13 protein-coding genes and 1 riboswitch are annotated in these 17,394 nt (G+C 67.8%); of the genes, 1 reads left to right on the forward strand and 12 read right to left on the reverse strand.

Features of this window, described 5'->3' with window-relative positions:
* Nucleotides 1-68 precede the first annotated feature (68 nt).
* Entirely contained in the window at nt 69-782 is a 714-nt protein-coding gene (locus JYG32_RS24055) for a riboflavin synthase subunit alpha (RefSeq protein WP_213267207.1), read from the forward strand.
* 166 nt (nt 783-948) lie between these two features.
* Here JYG32_RS24055 and JYG32_RS24060 read toward each other — a convergent pair whose 3' ends face one another.
* From JYG32_RS24060 to JYG32_RS24115, 12 genes are all read right to left on the reverse strand, one after another.
* On the reverse strand, nt 949-1,509 hold the full coding sequence (locus JYG32_RS24060) for a shikimate kinase (protein WP_249744858.1): 561 nt from the start codon (nt 1,507-1,509) through the stop codon (nt 949-951).
* Between the two features lie 57 nt (nt 1,510-1,566).
* Nucleotides 1,567-2,808: a voltage-gated chloride channel family protein gene (locus JYG32_RS24065; RefSeq protein ID WP_213267209.1), complete on the reverse strand. Its 1,242-nt coding sequence runs from the start codon at nt 2,806-2,808 to the stop codon at nt 1,567-1,569.
* 79 nt (nt 2,809-2,887) lie between these two features.
* A riboswitch (Fluoride riboswitch) is annotated at nt 2,888-2,991 on the reverse strand.
* Nucleotides 2,992-3,073: 82 nt separating this feature from the next.
* Nucleotides 3,074-4,093 (reverse strand): chemotaxis response regulator protein-glutamate methylesterase, encoded by a 1,020-nt coding sequence (locus JYG32_RS24070; protein WP_213267210.1) that lies wholly within the window; start codon nt 4,091-4,093, stop codon nt 3,074-3,076.
* A complete protein-coding gene (locus JYG32_RS24075; protein WP_174378942.1) occupies nt 4,090-6,393 on the reverse strand; it encodes a hybrid sensor histidine kinase/response regulator in 2,304 nt (767 codons plus the stop codon). The genes JYG32_RS24070 and JYG32_RS24075 overlap by 4 nt, the downstream gene beginning before the upstream one ends.
* Nucleotides 6,390-7,103 carry a chemotaxis protein CheW gene (locus JYG32_RS24080; RefSeq protein WP_213267211.1) on the reverse strand — a complete coding sequence of 238 codons (714 nt, stop codon included), beginning with the start codon at nt 7,101-7,103 and terminating at the stop codon, nt 6,390-6,392. Before JYG32_RS24080 ends, JYG32_RS24075 begins: the two co-directional genes overlap by 4 nt.
* Nucleotides 7,104-7,149: 46 nt before the next feature.
* Nucleotides 7,150-8,547, reverse strand: a complete 1,398-nt coding sequence (locus JYG32_RS24085; protein WP_213267212.1) for a CheR family methyltransferase — start codon at nt 8,545-8,547, stop codon at nt 7,150-7,152.
* A complete protein-coding gene (locus JYG32_RS24090) occupies nt 8,544-9,056 on the reverse strand; it encodes a chemotaxis protein CheW (RefSeq protein ID WP_174378939.1) in 513 nt (170 codons plus the stop codon). The genes JYG32_RS24085 and JYG32_RS24090 overlap by 4 nt, the downstream gene beginning before the upstream one ends.
* Nucleotides 9,053-10,729: a methyl-accepting chemotaxis protein gene (locus tag JYG32_RS24095; RefSeq protein WP_174378938.1), complete on the reverse strand. Its 1,677-nt coding sequence runs from the start codon at nt 10,727-10,729 to the stop codon at nt 9,053-9,055. Before JYG32_RS24095 ends, JYG32_RS24090 begins: the two co-directional genes overlap by 4 nt.
* Before the next feature lie 126 nt (nt 10,730-10,855).
* Nucleotides 10,856-11,989: a hybrid sensor histidine kinase/response regulator gene (locus JYG32_RS24100; protein ID WP_213267213.1), complete on the reverse strand. Its 1,134-nt coding sequence runs from the start codon at nt 11,987-11,989 to the stop codon at nt 10,856-10,858.
* Nucleotides 11,990-12,462: 473 nt separating this feature from the next.
* Nucleotides 12,463-14,046 carry a Na+/H+ antiporter gene (locus JYG32_RS24105; protein WP_213267214.1) on the reverse strand — a complete coding sequence of 528 codons (1,584 nt, stop codon included), beginning with the start codon at nt 14,044-14,046 and terminating at the stop codon, nt 12,463-12,465.
* A gap of 229 nt (nt 14,047-14,275) precedes the next feature.
* Nucleotides 14,276-15,709, reverse strand: coding sequence for an aldehyde dehydrogenase family protein (locus JYG32_RS24110; RefSeq protein WP_174378935.1), 1,434 nt, complete (start codon nt 15,707-15,709; stop codon nt 14,276-14,278).
* Between the two features lie 29 nt (nt 15,710-15,738).
* The gene (locus JYG32_RS24115) at nt 15,739-17,379 is read right to left on the reverse strand and encodes an acetolactate synthase large subunit (protein ID WP_213267215.1); all 1,641 of its coding nucleotides are present in this window, start codon (nt 17,377-17,379) and stop codon (nt 15,739-15,741) included.
* Nucleotides 17,380-17,394 lie beyond the last annotated feature (15 nt).

Consider the following 17,394-nt stretch of genomic DNA (forward strand, 5'->3'; position numbering starts at 1 on the left):
GCCACGGCGTCGCCTTTCCCCGGATCACTTATCATGTCGACCAGGAAATTTGCGACGAGGGATCGACCATGTTTACAGGAATTGTCCAGGGTGTTGGCGCCATCAAGGCCATCAAGGATCACGGCGAACTGAGAACGTTCAGCATCGAATTTCCCGAGCGGTTTACCGACGGCATCGAGATCGGCGCCAGCGTCTCGGTCGACGGCGTGTGCCTGACGGTGACGACCATCCATTCGCCGGAGCTGATCGACTTCGACGTGATGTTGCCGAGCCTGAAAATCACCACGCTGGCCGACCTGGCGACAGGCGCGCGGATCAACGTGGAGCGGGCCGCGAAGGACGGCGCGGAAATCGGCGGGCATCCGCTGTCCGGCCATGTCGACTTCACGGGGACCATCCTGCACATCGCGTCGTCCGAACACAACCGGATGGTTCGCATCGGCGTGCCCGCCGATTTCAAACGATATGTTTTCGCAAAGGGCTATATCGCCATCAACGGCTGCAGCCTCACCGTTTCGGACGTCAATCGCGATGAAGGCTGGTTTGAAGTCTGGCTGATTCCCGAAACGCGACGCGCAACCACCTTCGATGCGAAGGGCGTCAACGACAAGGTCAACATCGAGATCGAGCGAAGCACCCAGGTCGTCGTCGATACGATCCGGGAATCGGTCAAGGAAACGCTCGGTGAATTGACCGGCATCGTCACGACGCTGCTGGCAGAAAAAGGCGTCGATATCGAGGAACTGCTGGCCCGCAACGTCGCGCGCCTGCCGAAGAAGTAACGGATGCCGGTTTCCTAGGTGATCCGCTGGATCACCGAGTACCGGCTTCCGTCGGCAAACACCTCGACCCACGGTTCCGATTCCTCGAACGTCCAGAGGACGAATTTAGGGGTAGCTCGCAATCACCCCCCGGATTGCGGGCAACCACGATGCGTCGATCGAACGCTCATGAGCATTCGATCGATGGCAAGGACGCCACGATAAAGCGTTCAATGTCCGCCGCAAGTCGTTCCGGTGATCCGTTGCTCGCAAACCGATTGCAGCTCAAACGCATGAACGCGGGAAATCGATCGCGGATTTTGCGCATCTCGTCTGCTTCATTGGCGTTCAGATACGGTCTCGACATTTGACGATCCACGACAAGTTTGGCGCAGCTCTCGAGATCGAACGCGGGTAACAGGAGAGACGTCCGCGCATCCTCCTCGATGCAACGGCGAAGTGCCGAATAGGCCGGCGTGACATCCGCCGGATACAGCATGAACCCGGACGAAACCGCGCAAATCGCAGGCGCTGAAATACCGCGTTTGAGTTGCTCGTATAGCCGGACGTTGTGCGTTGCGTATTCGACATATCCGTGGTCCCGGATGAAGTCGGCGATGTTCCCGTGCGACGCCAGGAAGCATTGATCCACATCGAGAAACCGCCAGTTCAAGCGATCCGCAACGATTGCCCCAACGGTTGTTTTGCCGGCGCCTCCCGGCCCGATGAGATGAGCAAGCAACGACACGTTCAACCTCCGACATCGCATGATTCAAGTTCCCGGAAGATTCGCGACGAGCCCGCCTCACTCCGCCTCAGCCTGCGCCCCCTTCCCCACCGCCACGCGCTGCGCGCGATAAATCCCCGCGTGCCCCGAAAACAGATACGCGACGACACACGCAACAATCGCATACACGCCGATATCGGCGCCGAACAGTTCGATCGCCATGATCGTCGACGCGATCGGCGTATTGGCCGCGCCCGCGAACACCGCGACGAAGCCGAGCCCCGCGAGCACGGGCACCGGCAGCGCCAGCACCTGGCCGAGCGCGTTGCCGAGCGTCGCGCCGATATAGAACAGCGGCGTCACCTCACCGCCCTTGAACCCCGACGCGAGCGTAACGACGGTGAACGCGAACTTGCCCGCGAAATCGTAGAGCGGCAGCGGGCCGTGAAACGCGGCCTCGATCGTCGGGATGCCGAGGCCGAGGTACTGCGGCACGTTCAGCACGGTGGCCGCCACCGCGACCAGCAGGCCGCCGAGCACCGGCTGCAGAGGTGCATAGCGGACAACACCGCGGAACCACGCGGTCAACGCATGCGTCGCAAACGCGAACAGCCGCCCGACGACGCCGAACGCGATGCCCGCGACGACCGTCACGGCCAGCCCCGTCGCCGATACGGCCGGCACGAACGGAATCGCATAGGCCGTGTGATGCACGCCCCACGCGCGGCACACGACGTCCGCGACGATCGCCGACGCGACGCAGGTCAGCAGCGCGTCGTACCGCACGCGCCCGATCGCGAGCACCTCGAGCCCGAACACGGCGCCCGCGAGCGGCGTGCCGAACACCGACGCGAAACCGGCCGCGATGCCGCCCATCAGCAGCACGCGGCGATGCTCGCGATCCAGACGGAACACGTGCGTGACGCGATCGGCGAGCGCGCCGCCCATCTGCACGGCCGTGCCCTCGCGGCCGGCCGAGCCGCCGAACAGGTGCGTGACGACAGTCGCGACCAGTACGAGCGGCGCCATCCGCTTCGGCACGAGCGCCTTCGGGTCGTGAATCTCGTCGATCAGCAGGTTGTTGCCGCGCGCGACCGACTGGCCGAAACGATGGTAGATCCACCCGGTCGCGAAACCGGCGGCCGGCAGCCCCCACAGCAGCCACGGATGCGCGACGCGCGTGCCGGTCGCCCAGTCGAGCGCGATCAGGAACAGCGCGGACGCCGTGCCCGCCAGCGCGCCGAGCAGGGCCGAGAGCGCGAGCCAGCGGCACACGTAGCGCACGGTCGCGAGAAGATCGGCAGAAGTCGTGAAAAACATGATTTCCAGATTCGATGGAACATCAAAACCTGGGCGGCAGAATACCGCATGGACGGCCTGCGACCTCCTGACAACCCAGGAACACGCAGGCATCATCAGCCGGGCAAACCGGCGGTTGAGGGCCGCACCGCGCGCTACGCGCCGGGAACGACCGCAGGGAGGCATGCCATCTCCGCAAGCCGCAATTGTACGCGACGCCGCGCAACGCACGCAATGCGAACGCCGGGGCTGCGGGAAACGACGGCGCCCCTCCCCCGGCGCGCCGTCAGTCGCGCGGCGCGCGCGCGATGCGCGAGATCAGTTGGGGCGCGATCCGCTCGAGCGGCAGGATCGCCGACGCCGCACCGATCGCCGCGGCCGCCTTCGGCATCCCGTACACGGCGCTGGTCGCCTGGTCCTGCGCGATCGTGTAGCAGCCTTTCGCGCGCATCGCCTTCAGGCCGAGCGCGCCATCGCGCCCCATGCCCGTCAGCAGCACGCCGAGCGCATCGCCCTGCCAGCCGTCGGCGACGCTGTTGAAGAACACGTCGATCGACGGCCGGTACGGCGTCTCGGCCGGATGCCGCGTATAGCCGAGCACGCCGCGCGGCGACAGGTACAGGTGATCGTCGGTCGCCGCGAGCAGCACCTCGCCGGCCTGCGGCACGCTGCCCTGCCGCGCGACGCGCACGGGCAGCCGCGTATAGCCGTCGAGCCATTCGGCCATCCCGAGCGCAAACGCCTGGTCGACGTGCTGGACGATCACGATCGCAGCCGGGAAATCGGCCGGCAGCGCGCGCAGCAGCGCGGTGAGCGCGGTCGGCCCGCCAGCCGACGCACCGATCGCGACGAGCGTCGGCTGGCCGCGCGCGGGCGTCGGCCCCGGCGGCACGAGCGCCGCGGTGCGGCTTTCGAGCAGCCGGCCGATCTGGTCGATCTTCGCGAGCAGCGCCTGCGCCGACGCGTCGGTCGACAGCCCGAGCGCGAGCGTCGGCGTGTCGACCGCATCGAGCGCGCCGGCGCCCATCGCCTCGTAGACCGACGACGTGTTCGCGCTGACGCTGACCGTCACGATCAGGATCGCGCACGGCGCGCGCGCCATGATCTGCCGCGTCGCCGCTACGCCGTCGACCTTCGGCATCACGAGATCCATCAGCACGAGATCGGGCGGATGCGCGATGCAGAAATCCACGGCCTCGTCGCCGTCGGTCGCCACCCACAGCACGCGGTGGTCCGTGCGCAGCGCGAGCACGCGGCGGAGCGCCTCTACGGCCAGCGGCAGATCGTTGACGATGCCGATGTTCATCCGCGTGCGCCTCCGATCAGGTCGTGCACGGCATCGAGCAGCGCCTCGTCGTGGAAGCTGCTCTTCGCGAGGTAGTAGTCGGCGCCGGCATCGAGCCCGCGGCGGCGATCCTCGTCGCGATCCTTGTACGACACGATCATCACCGGCACGCGCTTGAGCATCGGATCGTTCTTGATCAGCGTGACGAGCTCGATGCCGTCCATGCGCGGCATGTCGACATCCGTGACGACGAGATCGAACGCGTCGCTGCGCACCGCGTTCCAGCCGTCCATCCCGTCGACCGCAACGGTCACGTCGTAGCCGCGCTTCTCCAGCAGCTTGCGTTCGAGCTCGCGCACCGTCAGCGAATCGTCGACGACCAGCACGCGGCGGCGCCGGTCGACGAGCGCGAGTTGCGGGTCGCGTGTGAGCCGCGCGAGCTGCCCGCCGCGCACGAGCTTGTCGACCGAGCGGATCAGGTCCTCGACGTCGACGATCAGCACGGGGTCGCCGTTCTCGAGCAGCGCGCCGGCCGCGATGTTCTGGATCTTGTGCAGGCGGCTGTCGAGCGGCTGCACGACGAGCATCCGTTCGCCGAGGAAGCGATCGACCGCGACGCCGTAAAGCTCGGGCTCGCCGCCGACGACCACGACCGCCGTGCTCGCACGCGCCGCGTCGGGTGCGCCCGCGTCGAGCAACTGGTGCGCGGCGACGAGGCCCGCGCGCCGGCCGTCGAACGGAAAATGCGGCTGCCCTTCGAGCACGTCGATATTGTCGTGCGCGAGTTCGAGCGTGCGGCGCACGTGCGCGAGCGGGAACGCATACGGTTCGCCGCCGACTTCGACGATCAGGCTGCGGATCACCGACAGCGTGAGCGGCAACTGCAGCACGAAGCGCATGCCCGCGCCCGGCTCGTTGAAGATCCGCACCGCGCCGCGCACGCCGCGCACCATCTCCTGCACCGCGTCGAGGCCGACGCCGCGACCCGACACGTCGGTTACCGCGTCGCGCATCGAGAAGCCCGGCAGCAGCAGGAATTCGAGCAGTTCGGGATCGGACAGCCGCGCGGCCGTCTCGTCGTCGGTCAGGCGCTGGCGCACGACGGCCGCGCGCAGCGCGTCCATGTCGACGCCCGGCCCGTCGTCGATCACGCTGACGAGCAGCGAGCCGGCGCTATGGCGCGCCTCCAGCGTCACGCTCGCCTCGGCCTGCTTGCCGCGCGCGAGCCGCGCGTCGGGCGACTCGACGCCGTGGTCGATCGCGTTGCGCAGCAGATGGCCGAGCGGCGCGTCGAGCAGGTCGAGGATGTCGCGGTCGACCTGCGTGCCCTCGCCGACGATCGAGAAGCGCACCTGCTTGCCGAGCGAGCGCGCGAGATCGCGGACGATGCGCGGATACGCGCGCGTCGCATCGCCGAACGGCCGCATCCGGCATTGCAGCGCCTCGTCGTAAAGCTGCTCGGCGATATGCGTGCTGCGCCGCTCGAAGCGGTCGAATTCGTCCATGCGCTCGGCGAGCGACCGCTGCAGGTCGTTGAGCATGTGCCGCACTTCGTTCATCGACGCGAGCATGCCCGCGTCGAGATCGTCGGCGAACTGTTCGTACATCAAGTCGAGCGAACGGGCGGCGTCGCGCTGCGCGCGCTTCACGCGCAGCATCGATTCGGCGAACGGCTTGAGCCAGCGCGATTCGACCAGCGATTCGCCGGACAAGCTCAGCAGCCGGTTCAGCGTATCGGCGCGCACGCGGCGCATCGCGCCGGCGCCGGCCAGGCGCCCGGCCTGGGCCGGATCGGGCACCGTGCCCGACACGGCGAGCGGCGGCACCGCGGCGCTGGCCCCGACGGGCTCGTTCGCCGCGCCGTCGTGCTCGCGATACGGCACGACCGATGGCGGCGGCGGCACGACGGCCGGCGCCTGCATCGTCTGCGCGCCGTCGGCGCCCGTCAGCGCCGCCGCGAACACGTCGATCTCGGTCGGCGACACGGGGTGCCCCTGCGGATCGCCGACGCGCACCAGCAGGTCGACGCCGGCAAGCAGCACGTCGACGTGCGTGGCCGTCAGCGCGATCGTGCCGGCCTGCGCGGCGACGAAACACTCTTCCATCCGCCCCGCGATGTCGACGCCAAGCGGCACGCCGACGATGCGCGCGGCGCCCTTCAGCGAATGCGCGGCGCGCATGCACGCCTCGAGCGCGACGGAATCGGGCTCGCCCGATTCGAGCGCGAGCAAGTGCTCGGACAGCGCCTGGGTCTGCGTGCGCGTCTCCTCGCGATACAGCTCGAGCAGCGACAGGTGGCTCAGATCGTCATCGCCGCTCATCGCATGCTCCGTGTCACGGCGTCGAACAGACGATCGTCGTCGAGCAGGCCCACCGACTTGCCGCGCCACGACAGTACGCCGCGCGACAGGCCGGCGCTCGCGCGCCCGACCGTCGCCGGCACGGGCACCCAGTCGGAGGCGCCGAAGCGCAGCACGCCCTCGACTTCGTCGACCGGAAACACGACCGGTTCGCCCTGGTGCGCGGCCACCAGCAGCCGCGTGAAACGGCCGTTGCCACCGCCATTGCCGCCCTTGGCGGCAGCGAGACCGAGCAGTGCGCCGATCGAGATCGCGACGCGCAGCGTGCCGCGGATGTTGACCACGCCGCGCACGGCCGAATTGCGGCGATGCGGCAGCGAATGGATCGGGCGCGTGCCGGCGATCTCGCGCAGCACGCCGATCGGCAGCGCGAGCCATTCGTCGGCCACGCGAAACGCGAGCGCCGCGTGGCGCGTATCGCCGTCGTCGTCGCGCACGCGCGTCGTGTCGAACGCGCTGATCCGGCGCGTCGCGTCGGCCATCTCGGCGTCGCCGAGCGGACGCTCGAGCAGCTTCGCCGCGTGATACGCGTAGACCGGGCAGTTCAGGCAGCGCTGGCAGTCGGCCAGCCGCTCGCACGAGCGGTCGCCGTGCGTGCCGATCCGGTTCCAGCAATCGTCGACGGCGACGTCGATCGTCGTATCGTCAGTGGCAGCGGCGGCGCGGTTCATGGATTCCTCTGGTCATCGCGGTGTCGGTCCCAATCCCGTATTCGTGTCAGCCGGCCGAGCGCCGCGCGCGTTCGAGCAGCCATTGCGCGCCCGCGCGATCGCCGCCGACGTCGAGCAGCGTCGCGAGATGCGTCAGCGCCTCGTGATGCGTGGGCCTCAGGTACAACGCCTTCCGGTAGAAGTCGCCGGCTTCCGCGGCGCGCCCGCGCGCATCCGCAATCAGTCCATTCAGGTAGAACGCGTCGGCATGCGGCCCGACGCGCGCCGAGAACTGCGCGAGCACGCGTTCGGCCTCGTCGAACGCGCCGGCGTTCGCGAGCGCCTGCGCATCCTCGAGCGTCGGCGCGACGCCTTCGGCGACCGGCGCGGCCGCTTCGGCCGTCGCCACCGACAGCTCGGCCCGTGCGTCGAACGCAGCCGTGCGCACGGCGGGCGCCGGCGCCGCGAACGGCTGCAGCGTGTCGCCAAGCCAGGCCGGCGGCGCGACGGCCAGCACCGGGCGCGTCGCCGCGAGCGGCGCAACGGTCAAGCGCTCCGCGCGCTGGCACACCGCTGCCGCGGACAGCGGCGCCATCTGGGCCGCGCTTGCATCGGCCGCGGCACCGGCACGCTCGCGATGAAACGCGAACGCCAGCGGCACGCGCGCCGAGCGCATCCCGTGCCGCATCGCGACACCCGTTTCGGCCGGCCCGACGAACAGCATGCCGTCGTCGGCGAGACACGCGTCGAGCGATCGGATCACGCGATCCTGCGCGTCGCGGTCGAAATAGATCAGCACGTTGCGGCAGAACACGAAATCGTAGCGAATGCCCGTATCGGCGATCGGTTCGACGAGGTTCGCGTGACGGAACTGCACGCACGCGCGCACGCGCTCGTCGAGCAACCAGCCGTCGGCGGCCGGCGCGAAGTAGCGCGCGCGAAATTCCGTCGCGGTGCCGCGAAACGCGTTGCGCCCGTAACAGCCATGCCGCGCCTGCTCGATCGCGCGCGCGCTGAGGTCGATCGCGTCGATCGTGAAGCTGGCCGGTTCGAGCCCCGCGTCGAGCAGCGCCATCGCCGCCGAATACGGTTCCTCGCCCGTCGAGCACGGCGCGCTCAGCACGCGGATCACGCGCCCGGGCGTCGCGGCGAGCCGTTCGGCCGCGAGCCGCGCGAGCGTCGCGAAGGCCTCGCGGTCGCGGAAGAACCATGTCTCGGGCACGACGAACAGCTCGATCAGCGCACGCCGCTCGTCGGCCGACGCGTTGAGCTGCTGCCAGTAAGCGTCGAGCGCTTCCTGCGTCACGGGTGGCCGCGCTGCCGACGGCAGGCGCTCGCCGTCCGTTTGCAGCGCGTGCACGCGCTCCGTCAGCGCACGGGTCAGAAAATCGTTGCCGAGCGAATCGGGGTCGATGCCGGTCTCGCGCAGCAACCAGTCGCGAAATCGCGATTCGGACTCTTTCATGCGGACTCCTCCCCGTGGCCCGGCAGGCCGTCGAACAGATACAGGCGCGCAACGTCGTCGATCAGGTCGGATACCGACACCTGTTGCACGACGCCGTCGGGCGAGTTCGCGACGAGCCCGAGCCAGCGCGTGCGCGCGGTCGAGATGCCGCTCGCGCGGAACGCCGCGCGGTCGATCCGCATCGTCTGTGTCGCGCGCTCGACGATCAGGCCGATCACGCGCTCGCCGTCGGCGTGGCCCGCGCGGTAGCGCACCATCACGAGCCGCGTCGAGCGCAGCGCATGCGCGCGGCGCCCGAGCGCGAGCATCGGCACGTCGATCACCGGCACCGGCTGGCCGCCGCGCATCAGCAGCCCGGCGATCCATTCGGGTGCGCCGGGCACGGCTTTCGTGATCGCGAGCGGCAGCACCTCTTCGATGCCGGCCGCGTCGAGCGCATAGCGCTCGCCGTCGAGCTCGAACATCAGGAACAGCGCGTGCGCACCGTTCTGCGTGTCGGCGCGTGTCACGCGTCGACCTTGAAGCGCGACACGCTGGTGCGCAACTGGTTCGCGACGAGCGTCAGGTCGTCGATCGCCTGCGACGACTGGCGCAGCGACTCGGCGGTCTGCTGCGCGGCTTCCGACAGTTGCGACAGCGCCTGCGTGATCTGCTCGGCGCCGTTCGCCTGCGTCTGCATCCCTTCGTTGACCATCTGGAAGCGCGGCGCGAGCGTCTGCACCTCGGCGATGATCTGCGACAGCTGCCCGCCGACCTGCTGCACGTCGAGCATTCCGCGGCGCACTTCCTCGGAGAACTTGTCCATCCCCATCACGCCCGCCGACACGGCCGACTGGATTTCCTTCACCGTCTGCTCGATGTCGTAGGTCGCCACGGCCGTCTGGTCGGCAAGGCGGCGGATCTCGGTCGCGACGACCGCGAAGCCGCGGCCGTATTCGCCGGCCTTCTCGGCCTCGATCGCCGCGTTCAGCGACAGCAGGTTGGTCTGGTCGGCCACCTTGGTGATCGTCGCGACCACCTGGTTGATGTTCAGCGCCTTCTCGTTGAGGATCGCGAGCTTCGCGTTCACCGAACCGGCCGCGTCCATCACGCTGCGCATCGTCTCGCCCATCCGCGTGAGCCCGCTCTGGCTCACGCCCGCGAGCGTCGCCGACTGTTCGGCCACGCCAGCCACCTCGTTCATCGTGCGCAGCAGGTCGCGCGACGTTGCGAAGATCTCGCGCGAGGTCGCGCCGATCTCGGTCGTCGTCGCCGCGGTTTCGTTCGCGGTCGCCTGCTGCTCGCGCGACGTCGCCGCGATCTCGGCGACGGACGTCGTCACCTGCAGCGACGACTGCTGCGCGCGCGAGACCAGCTCGGTCAGTTCGTCGGCCATCCGGTTGAAGCCCGTCTCGAGCGTGCCGAATTCGTCGCGGCGGCGCAGGTCGAGGCGGCGCGTCAGGTTGCCGGTGCGCATCACGTCGTGCACCTCGACGAGCCGCGCCATCGGTACGGTGACCGAACGGAACAGCAAATAGCCGAGCGCGAGCGCGGACAGCAGCATGACCGCCAGTGCGGTCGCGAGCACGACCTCGGTGTCCTGCACGGATTCGCGGATCAGCTTGGCGGACTGGTCGGCGAACTTGCGGTTTTCCTGCACCAGCGTGTTCGCGTTCTGCACGACCTCGGCCCACACGGGCTGTACCTTCATGTAGGCTGCCACCGCGTCGTCGCGGGACCCGCGGTGTTTCTGCACGGCATCGTTCAGCAACGGCAGGTAGCGGTCATAGGCACCGAGGAACGTTGCGAAGCGCTGGCGATCGTCGTCGCGGAACGTCGTGGCCTGATAGTCGGCCGACAGCGCATCGACCTGCTTCGTCACGTCCGAGATCTTCGCGAGATTGCGCTGCACGATATCGGCATCGGTCTCGACGAAGGTCGCCTGCTGCAGCAGCACGAACGATTCGTTGACCGACGCGCGCAGCGACGCCGCGAGGTAGACGCCGGGCAGCGAGTCGCGCTCGATGCTGACGGCTTCGGTGTTGATCGCGCGCAGGCGCTCGTAGGACACGCCGGCTGTCACCAGCATCAGCACGAACAGCACGCCGAAGCTGAGCAGGATGCGATTGCCGAGCGTCAGCCGGGCAGCGCCGATCGTCGGATGCAGGCTTTCATTGGTTGCGCGGGGCGTCACGGTGGCCATGTTCGTTATGGGCTTTCTAAAATCAGCGTTGAAAAAATCCACGCCCGCCGGCGCGCCGGACGGCGCGCCACGAGCGCCTCGTGGTCGGAGGCGGACGACGCGGCCCCGGCAGGCCGCGCCGCGAAATCACCGCTCCGCTTGCGCCGGCAGACGAAGCGCGACCATGAAGCCGCGCGCCGTATTGCGCATCAAAATCCGGCCGCGATGCCGCGCCGCCGTCGCGCGGACGAACGCGAGCCCGAGGCCGAAGCCGCTGCGCGCCGCGCCATGCGCGGATTCGAGCTGCACGAACGACTCGGTCGCGGCCGTACGCTGCTCCGGTGCGATGCCGGCGCCGGTATCCTCGACGCCGATCAGCCAGGCATCGTCCTCGCCGCTCAGCGTGCAGTGCACGTCGGTCCCGGCCGGGCCGTACTTCAGCCCGTTGTCGATCAGGTTCGCGACCGCGCGCGTGAGCATCATGCGGTCGCCCATCGTCACGCACTCGGTGTCGGGCACGTGCGCGACGACCCGGCTGCCGCACCCGGCCGCCTTCTCCCACAGCTGGTCGACGGCATCGAGCACGATCTCGTTGAGACACACGACCTCGTGCGCGCGCCGCTCGGACTGCGCGCGGGTCAGGTGGATGAAGCCGTCGGCGAGCGCGAGCGCGCGCCGCGCATGGCCGGCGATACGCTCCATGATCGCCGGCATGTCGCCGTGTTCGGTCCGGTAGACGTCGAGCAGCGCGAGGATCGACGTCTGCGGCGAACGCATGTCGTGCGACAGGAAATCGAGCGCCTCGTCGCGCTGCCGCGACATCAGGTACGAATTCGAGTGATAGCGGATGCGCGCGGTCAGCTCCATCGCGTCGGGGAGCTTCACGAGATAGTCGTTCGCGCCGGCGATGAACGCCTCGCGCTTGACGATCGGCTCCTCCTTCGCGGACAGCACGATGATCGGCACGCGTGCGGTGCCGGCGTCCGCGCGCCACGCGCGAACGAGATCGAGGCCGTCGATGTCCGGCATCACGAGATCCTGCAGGATGACCGTCGGCTTCACGTCGCGCGCGACAGCCATCGCACGGTGTGCGTCGGTGCACACATGCAGGTCGATGTCGTGTTCGCTGCGCAACGCGCGGCGGATCACCTCGCCGACGAACGGTTGATCGTCGACGAGGAGGACCGAAAGCCCTGATTCAAGACAATCCGGGGCATTATCACTGCTCGATTCTTTCATAAATACAGTTTCAAACGCCGAATCTCCAATCGATTCTTTCATAGGAGTTGTTTATCCGACTTGGACGCTATCTTTTATTGGCAGTTGATAAACCCGCCTGATTCCGCCGATTTGGCCTGTCGGCACTGCCTTGCGGGGCTCCGCGCGCCGAGTTTTCCCCGTCGACGGCCGCATTACCTCCGCATTCTTTCTCTCAATAAACATAACCGGCTGATTCTAAATGAAATTAGAACACAGCATCTATCTCCTTCCGGTTTAGTTTTGCCAAATATGCAGAAAGAGCCGGAATCAGATAAATCTGATCATTTCCGGATTCGAAAGACGATAACGTTTGCGCGATCGGCGTAGCGAGGTTTGCATGCGCTGCAAGGCTCGGTCGCGAGCCGTATCGGGGCCTGATGCAAATGCACCGAATCGGCCGGAGGAAGGAAAAAAAAACGGCGCGCCGGGCGAGGATCGGCCCACGCGCATCGGGCCGGCAGGACGCCGGCCCGCGTAATGGCGGGTGCGGCCGCCTACCCGCGCCCGTGATGCGCGGATACTTCCTGCAGGTCGAGATCGCGTTCGAGCATGTGCAGCATCTCGTCGTGGATGCGGCCCGAACGATGCAGACGCAACAGTTCCGCGCGCCCGGCCTTGATCGCGGCCAGCACCACGTCGTAGTGCGCGGTGCGCACTTCCGCCGGATACGCGGGCTCGTTCTTCGCCCGCTCGGTCATTTCCGCGCGATACGTGTATTGCTCGAGCAGGCGTGGATGGATCACCACGCCATGCTCGTCGCGCACGAGCGACTGGATCGCCGCGAGCTGCGCGGCCTCGACGTACGCCCACGTCTGCGGTTCGGTCAGATGGTGCGCGGCGCGCTCTTCGCGTTGCGGCAAACGCAGCAGCCGGATCAGCGGCCCGATCGTCGTGCCCTGCAGCAGCACGGTGACGAGGATGACCGCGAACGACGCGACCAGGATCACGTCACGGCCGGGCATCGCCTCGGGCAGCGACAGCGCGATCGCGAGCGTGACGACGCCGCGCATCCCGGCCCAGCTCATGATCGTCGCGGCCTTCCAGTCGGGCGCGTCGCCGCGCCGCGCGATCCCGCGCACCGGCCACTTCAGCGCCTCGACCGCGTAGATCCACACGAAGCGCGACACGATCACCGCCGCCAGCACCGCAAGCACCGGCGGCACCATCGTGCCGAGCACCTGCTCGAAGCCGCCGAGCCGGTGCATCGCGCCGCGCAGCGACAGCCCGATCAGCACGAACACCAGCGCTTCGAGCAGGAACACGATGACCTGCCAGAACGCGGTGCCGCGCGTGCGCACGGCCGCCGAGAACACCTCGTGCTGATGCCAGCCGATGATCATGCCGGCCGTGACGGTCGCGATCACGCCCGACACCTCGACCATTTCGCCCGCGATGTACGCGATCCAGCCGGCGATCGCCGCGACGGTGACCACGAGATAGTCGTCGTCGAGCAGCTTCAGGAACCACACGACGAGCTTGCCGACCACGAAGCCGACCACCACGCCGCCGAGCCCGAGCTCCGCGAAGCGCACGACCGCATGTTCGAGGCTGAACGCACCGGTGAGCGCGGCGGCGACCGCGAAGCGGAACAGCACGAGGCCGGCCGCGTCGTTCAGCAGGCTCTCGCCTTCGAGCAGCACCATCAGCCGGCGCGGCAGCGCGACGCGTTCGAGCACCGCTTTCGCGGCAACCGCGTCGGGCGGCGACACGATCGCGCCGAGCGCGAAGCACGCGGCCCACGGCAGCGCCGGCACGACCCAATGCACCGCGAAGCCGACCGCGAACGTCGTGAACACGACCGCGCCGATCGCGAGCAGCAGGATGCCGCCGACGTTGCGCTTGAACTCCTCCCACACGGAGAAGTACGCGCCGTCCATCAGCAGCGGCGGCAGGAATACCAGCAGCACCAGTTCGGGATCGAGGTTGATCGGCGGCAGGCCGGGGATGAACGCGATGCCGATGCCGCCGATCAGCAGCGCGGCCGCGGGCGGCAGCCGCAGCCGCTTGGCGATGCATTCGAGCGCGACGATCGCCAGGAATGACAACAAAACCAGCTTGAATGCCGAGACGGGAGACATGAATCGACCTCGTGAAGAATGAATTCGCACGTTCCGGCGTCGTACCCCGGTCGGCAGTTTGGCGCGATTACATCACGATGCGAGGCCCGCAGTCGAGCGCGTTCGCGGCCCGCCGCGCGGTGCTGGCCCGATGTCGGCCCGGTGCGCGCGCCGCCATGAAAAACGGCACGCGGGCCGGCACGATCGCCCGCCCGCGTGCCGTCGCGGCACCGCGCTGCCCGCCTGCGCGTTACCGGCGCCGCACGACCATCAGCCGCGGTTCGGTCATGTCCTCGATCGCGTAGCGGATCCCTTCGCGGCCGAGGCCCGAATCCTTCACGCCACCGTACGGCATGTTGTCGACGCGGAACGACGGCACGTCGTTGATCACGACGCCACCAACCTCCAGCTCGTCCCACGCGCGCTGCGCATGCGTGAGCGAATCGGTGAACACGCCGGCCTGCAGCCCGAAGTCGCTGTCGTTCACGCGCGCGAGCGCGTCGTCGAACCGGTCGAACTTCTCGAGGATCGCGACGGGGCCGAACGCCTCCTTCCGGTACAGGTCCTGCTCATGCCCGACGTTTTCCAGCAGCGTCGCCTCGAACATCGCGCCGTCGACCTTGCCGCCCGCGACGATCTTCGCGCCCGCCGCGACGGCCGCGTCCATCCAGCCCGACAGCCGGCGCGATTCGGATTCGGAGATCATCGGGCCGACGAACGTCGACGGATCCTTCGGATCGCCCATCTTCAGCGAACGCGTCTTCGCGATCAGCTTCTCGCGCAGCGCATCGTACAGATCGGCATGCACGAGGATCCGCTGCACGCCGATACAGCTCTGGCCCGACTGGTAGTACGCGCCGAACGCGAGGCGCTCGACCACGTAGTCGAGCCGCTCGCGCTGGTCCGCATCGACGATCGCGGCCGCGTTGCCGCCGAGTTCCAGCACGACTTTCTTCTTGCCGGCCTTCTCCTTCAGCGCCCAGCCCACCGCCGGCGAGCCCGTGAACGACAGCAGCTTGAAGCGCTCGTCGGTCGTGAACAGATCGGCGCCGTCGCGATGCGCGGGCAGCACCGAGAACGCGCCCTTCGGCAGGTCGGTTTCCGCGAGCACCTCGCCAATGATCAGTGCGCCGATCGGCGTGCGGCTCGCGGGCTTCAGCACGAACGGACAGCCGGCCGCGAGCGCCGGGGCAACCTTGTGCGCGGCGAGGTTCAGCGGGAAGTTGAACGGCGAGATGAACGAGCACGGGCCGACCGGTACGCGCTTCGTGTAGCCCGTATAGCCCTGCGCACGCGCGGAGATCTCGAGGTTGATGATCTCGCCGTCGATGCGCACCGATTCCTCGGATGCGACACGGAACGTGTCGATCAGCCGCGTCACCTCGCCCTTCGAATCGTTGATCGGCTTGCCGGCCTCGATGCACAGCGCCTCGGCCAGCTCGTCGAAGCGCTCGCGAAAGCGCGCGACGCAATGGTCGAGCACGGCCTGCCGCTTGTAGGCCGGCAGCTCGCGCATCGGCTTCGCGGCGTCGACCGCCGCGCCGATCGCCGCATCGATCGCCTTCGCGTCGGCCAGCGCGACGCGCGTCGCGACCTTGCCGCTGAACTTGTCCGTCACTTCCAGATCGGTGTTCGCGTAAACGGCCTCGTTGGCGAGGTAGTACGGATAGGTTTCCTTCAACATGGAACGACTCCTTCCTGTGAACGGGGAATTCAGAGTTGCGCCGACAGGCGCTTGATCTCGCGGTTCAGCACGCGCTCGTTGTCCGAGTAGTCGATCGGCACGTCGATCACGTGCACGCCCGGCGACGAGAAGCACTCGCGCAGCAGCGGCTCGAGATCGTCGGCCGATTCGACGCGATGCCCGTGCGCGCCGTAACTTTGCGCATACGACACGAAATCGGGGTTCTGCAGCGTCATCGCGAAATCGGGGAAATTCATGTTCTCCTGCTTCCAGCGGATCATCCCGAATGCGTCGTCGCGCAGGATCATCACGACGATATCGAGCTTCAGCCGCACGGCCGTTTCGAGCTCCTGCGAATTCATCATGAAGCCGCCGTCGCCGCACACGGCGATCACCTTGCGCTGCGGATGCACGATCTTCGTCGCGATCGCCGACGGCAGGCCCGCGCCCATCGATGCGAGCGCGTTGTCGAGCAACAGCGAGTTCGGCTCGTGCGCGCGCCAGTAGCGCGCGAACCAGATCTTGTACATCCCGTTGTCGAGACAGACGATCCCGTCGGCCGGCAACGCGTTGTACAGGTCGTTCACGATCCGCACCGGGTACATCGGGAAGCGCGGGTCGTGCTGGCCCTTCTGCAGGTGCGCGTCGAAATGCTCCTTGATCATCGCGAAGCGCGCGAAATCCCAGTGCGGCTGCGGCGTGAGCGCCTCCTTCATCTGCCACACCGCGTTCGCGATGTCGCCGACCACCTCGATCTGCGGGAAATAGACGGGATCGACCTGCGCGCCGAGGAAGTTCACGTGGATGACCGTCTTGTCGTCCGCGTGCATGAAGAACGGCGGCTTCTCGATCACGTCGTGGCCGACGTTGATGATGCAGTCCGCATGCTCGATCGCGCGGTGCACGAAGTCGCCGTCGGACAGCGTCGCGTTGCCGAGCCACAGCGGATGCGTTTCGTCGATCACGCCCTTGCCCATCTGCGTCGTGAAGAACGGGATGCCTGTCTTGTCGACGAATTCGAGCAGCATCTTGCAGCTCGTCTTGCGGTTGCCGCCCGCGCCGATCATCAGCAGCGGATGGCGCGCGGCCTGGATCGCGTCGACCGCGTGCGCGACCGCTTTCTCCTCGGCCACGGGCCGCCGGCTGTAGCTCGCGGGAATCGGCTTGCCGTCCCCTTCCTCGTGCGCGATGTCCTCCGGCAGTTCGAGGTGGGTCGCGCCGGGCCGCTCTTCCTCCGCGCGCCGGAACGCCTCGCGCACGGCCGACGGGATGTGGCCGATCGACACGATCTGCCGCGTGAGCTTCGTGAGCGGCTGCATCATGTCGACCACGTCGACGATCTGGAAGTGGCCCTGCTTGCTGGACTTGATCGGCTTCTGCCCGGTGATCATCAGCATCGGCATCCCGCCGAGCTGCGCATACGCGGCGGCCGTCACGAAATTCGTCGCGCCCGGCCCGAGCGTCGCGAGACACACGCCGGTGCGGCCGGTCAGGCGGCCGTAGGTGGCGGCCATGAACCCGGCCGCCTGCTCGTGCCGGGTCAGCACGAGCTTGATCCTGGATCGCCGCAGCGATTCGAGCAGATCGAGGTTTTCCTCGCCGGGAATGCCGAACACGTACTCGACGCCTTCGGCTTCCAGCGCCTTCACGAACAGATCCGATGCTTTCATGGGGGACTCTCGGTT

The sequence above is a fragment of the Burkholderia pyrrocinia genome (genome assembly GCF_018417535.1).
In the GTDB taxonomy this organism is placed as follows: Bacteria; Pseudomonadota; Gammaproteobacteria; order Burkholderiales; family Burkholderiaceae; genus Burkholderia; species Burkholderia pyrrocinia_E.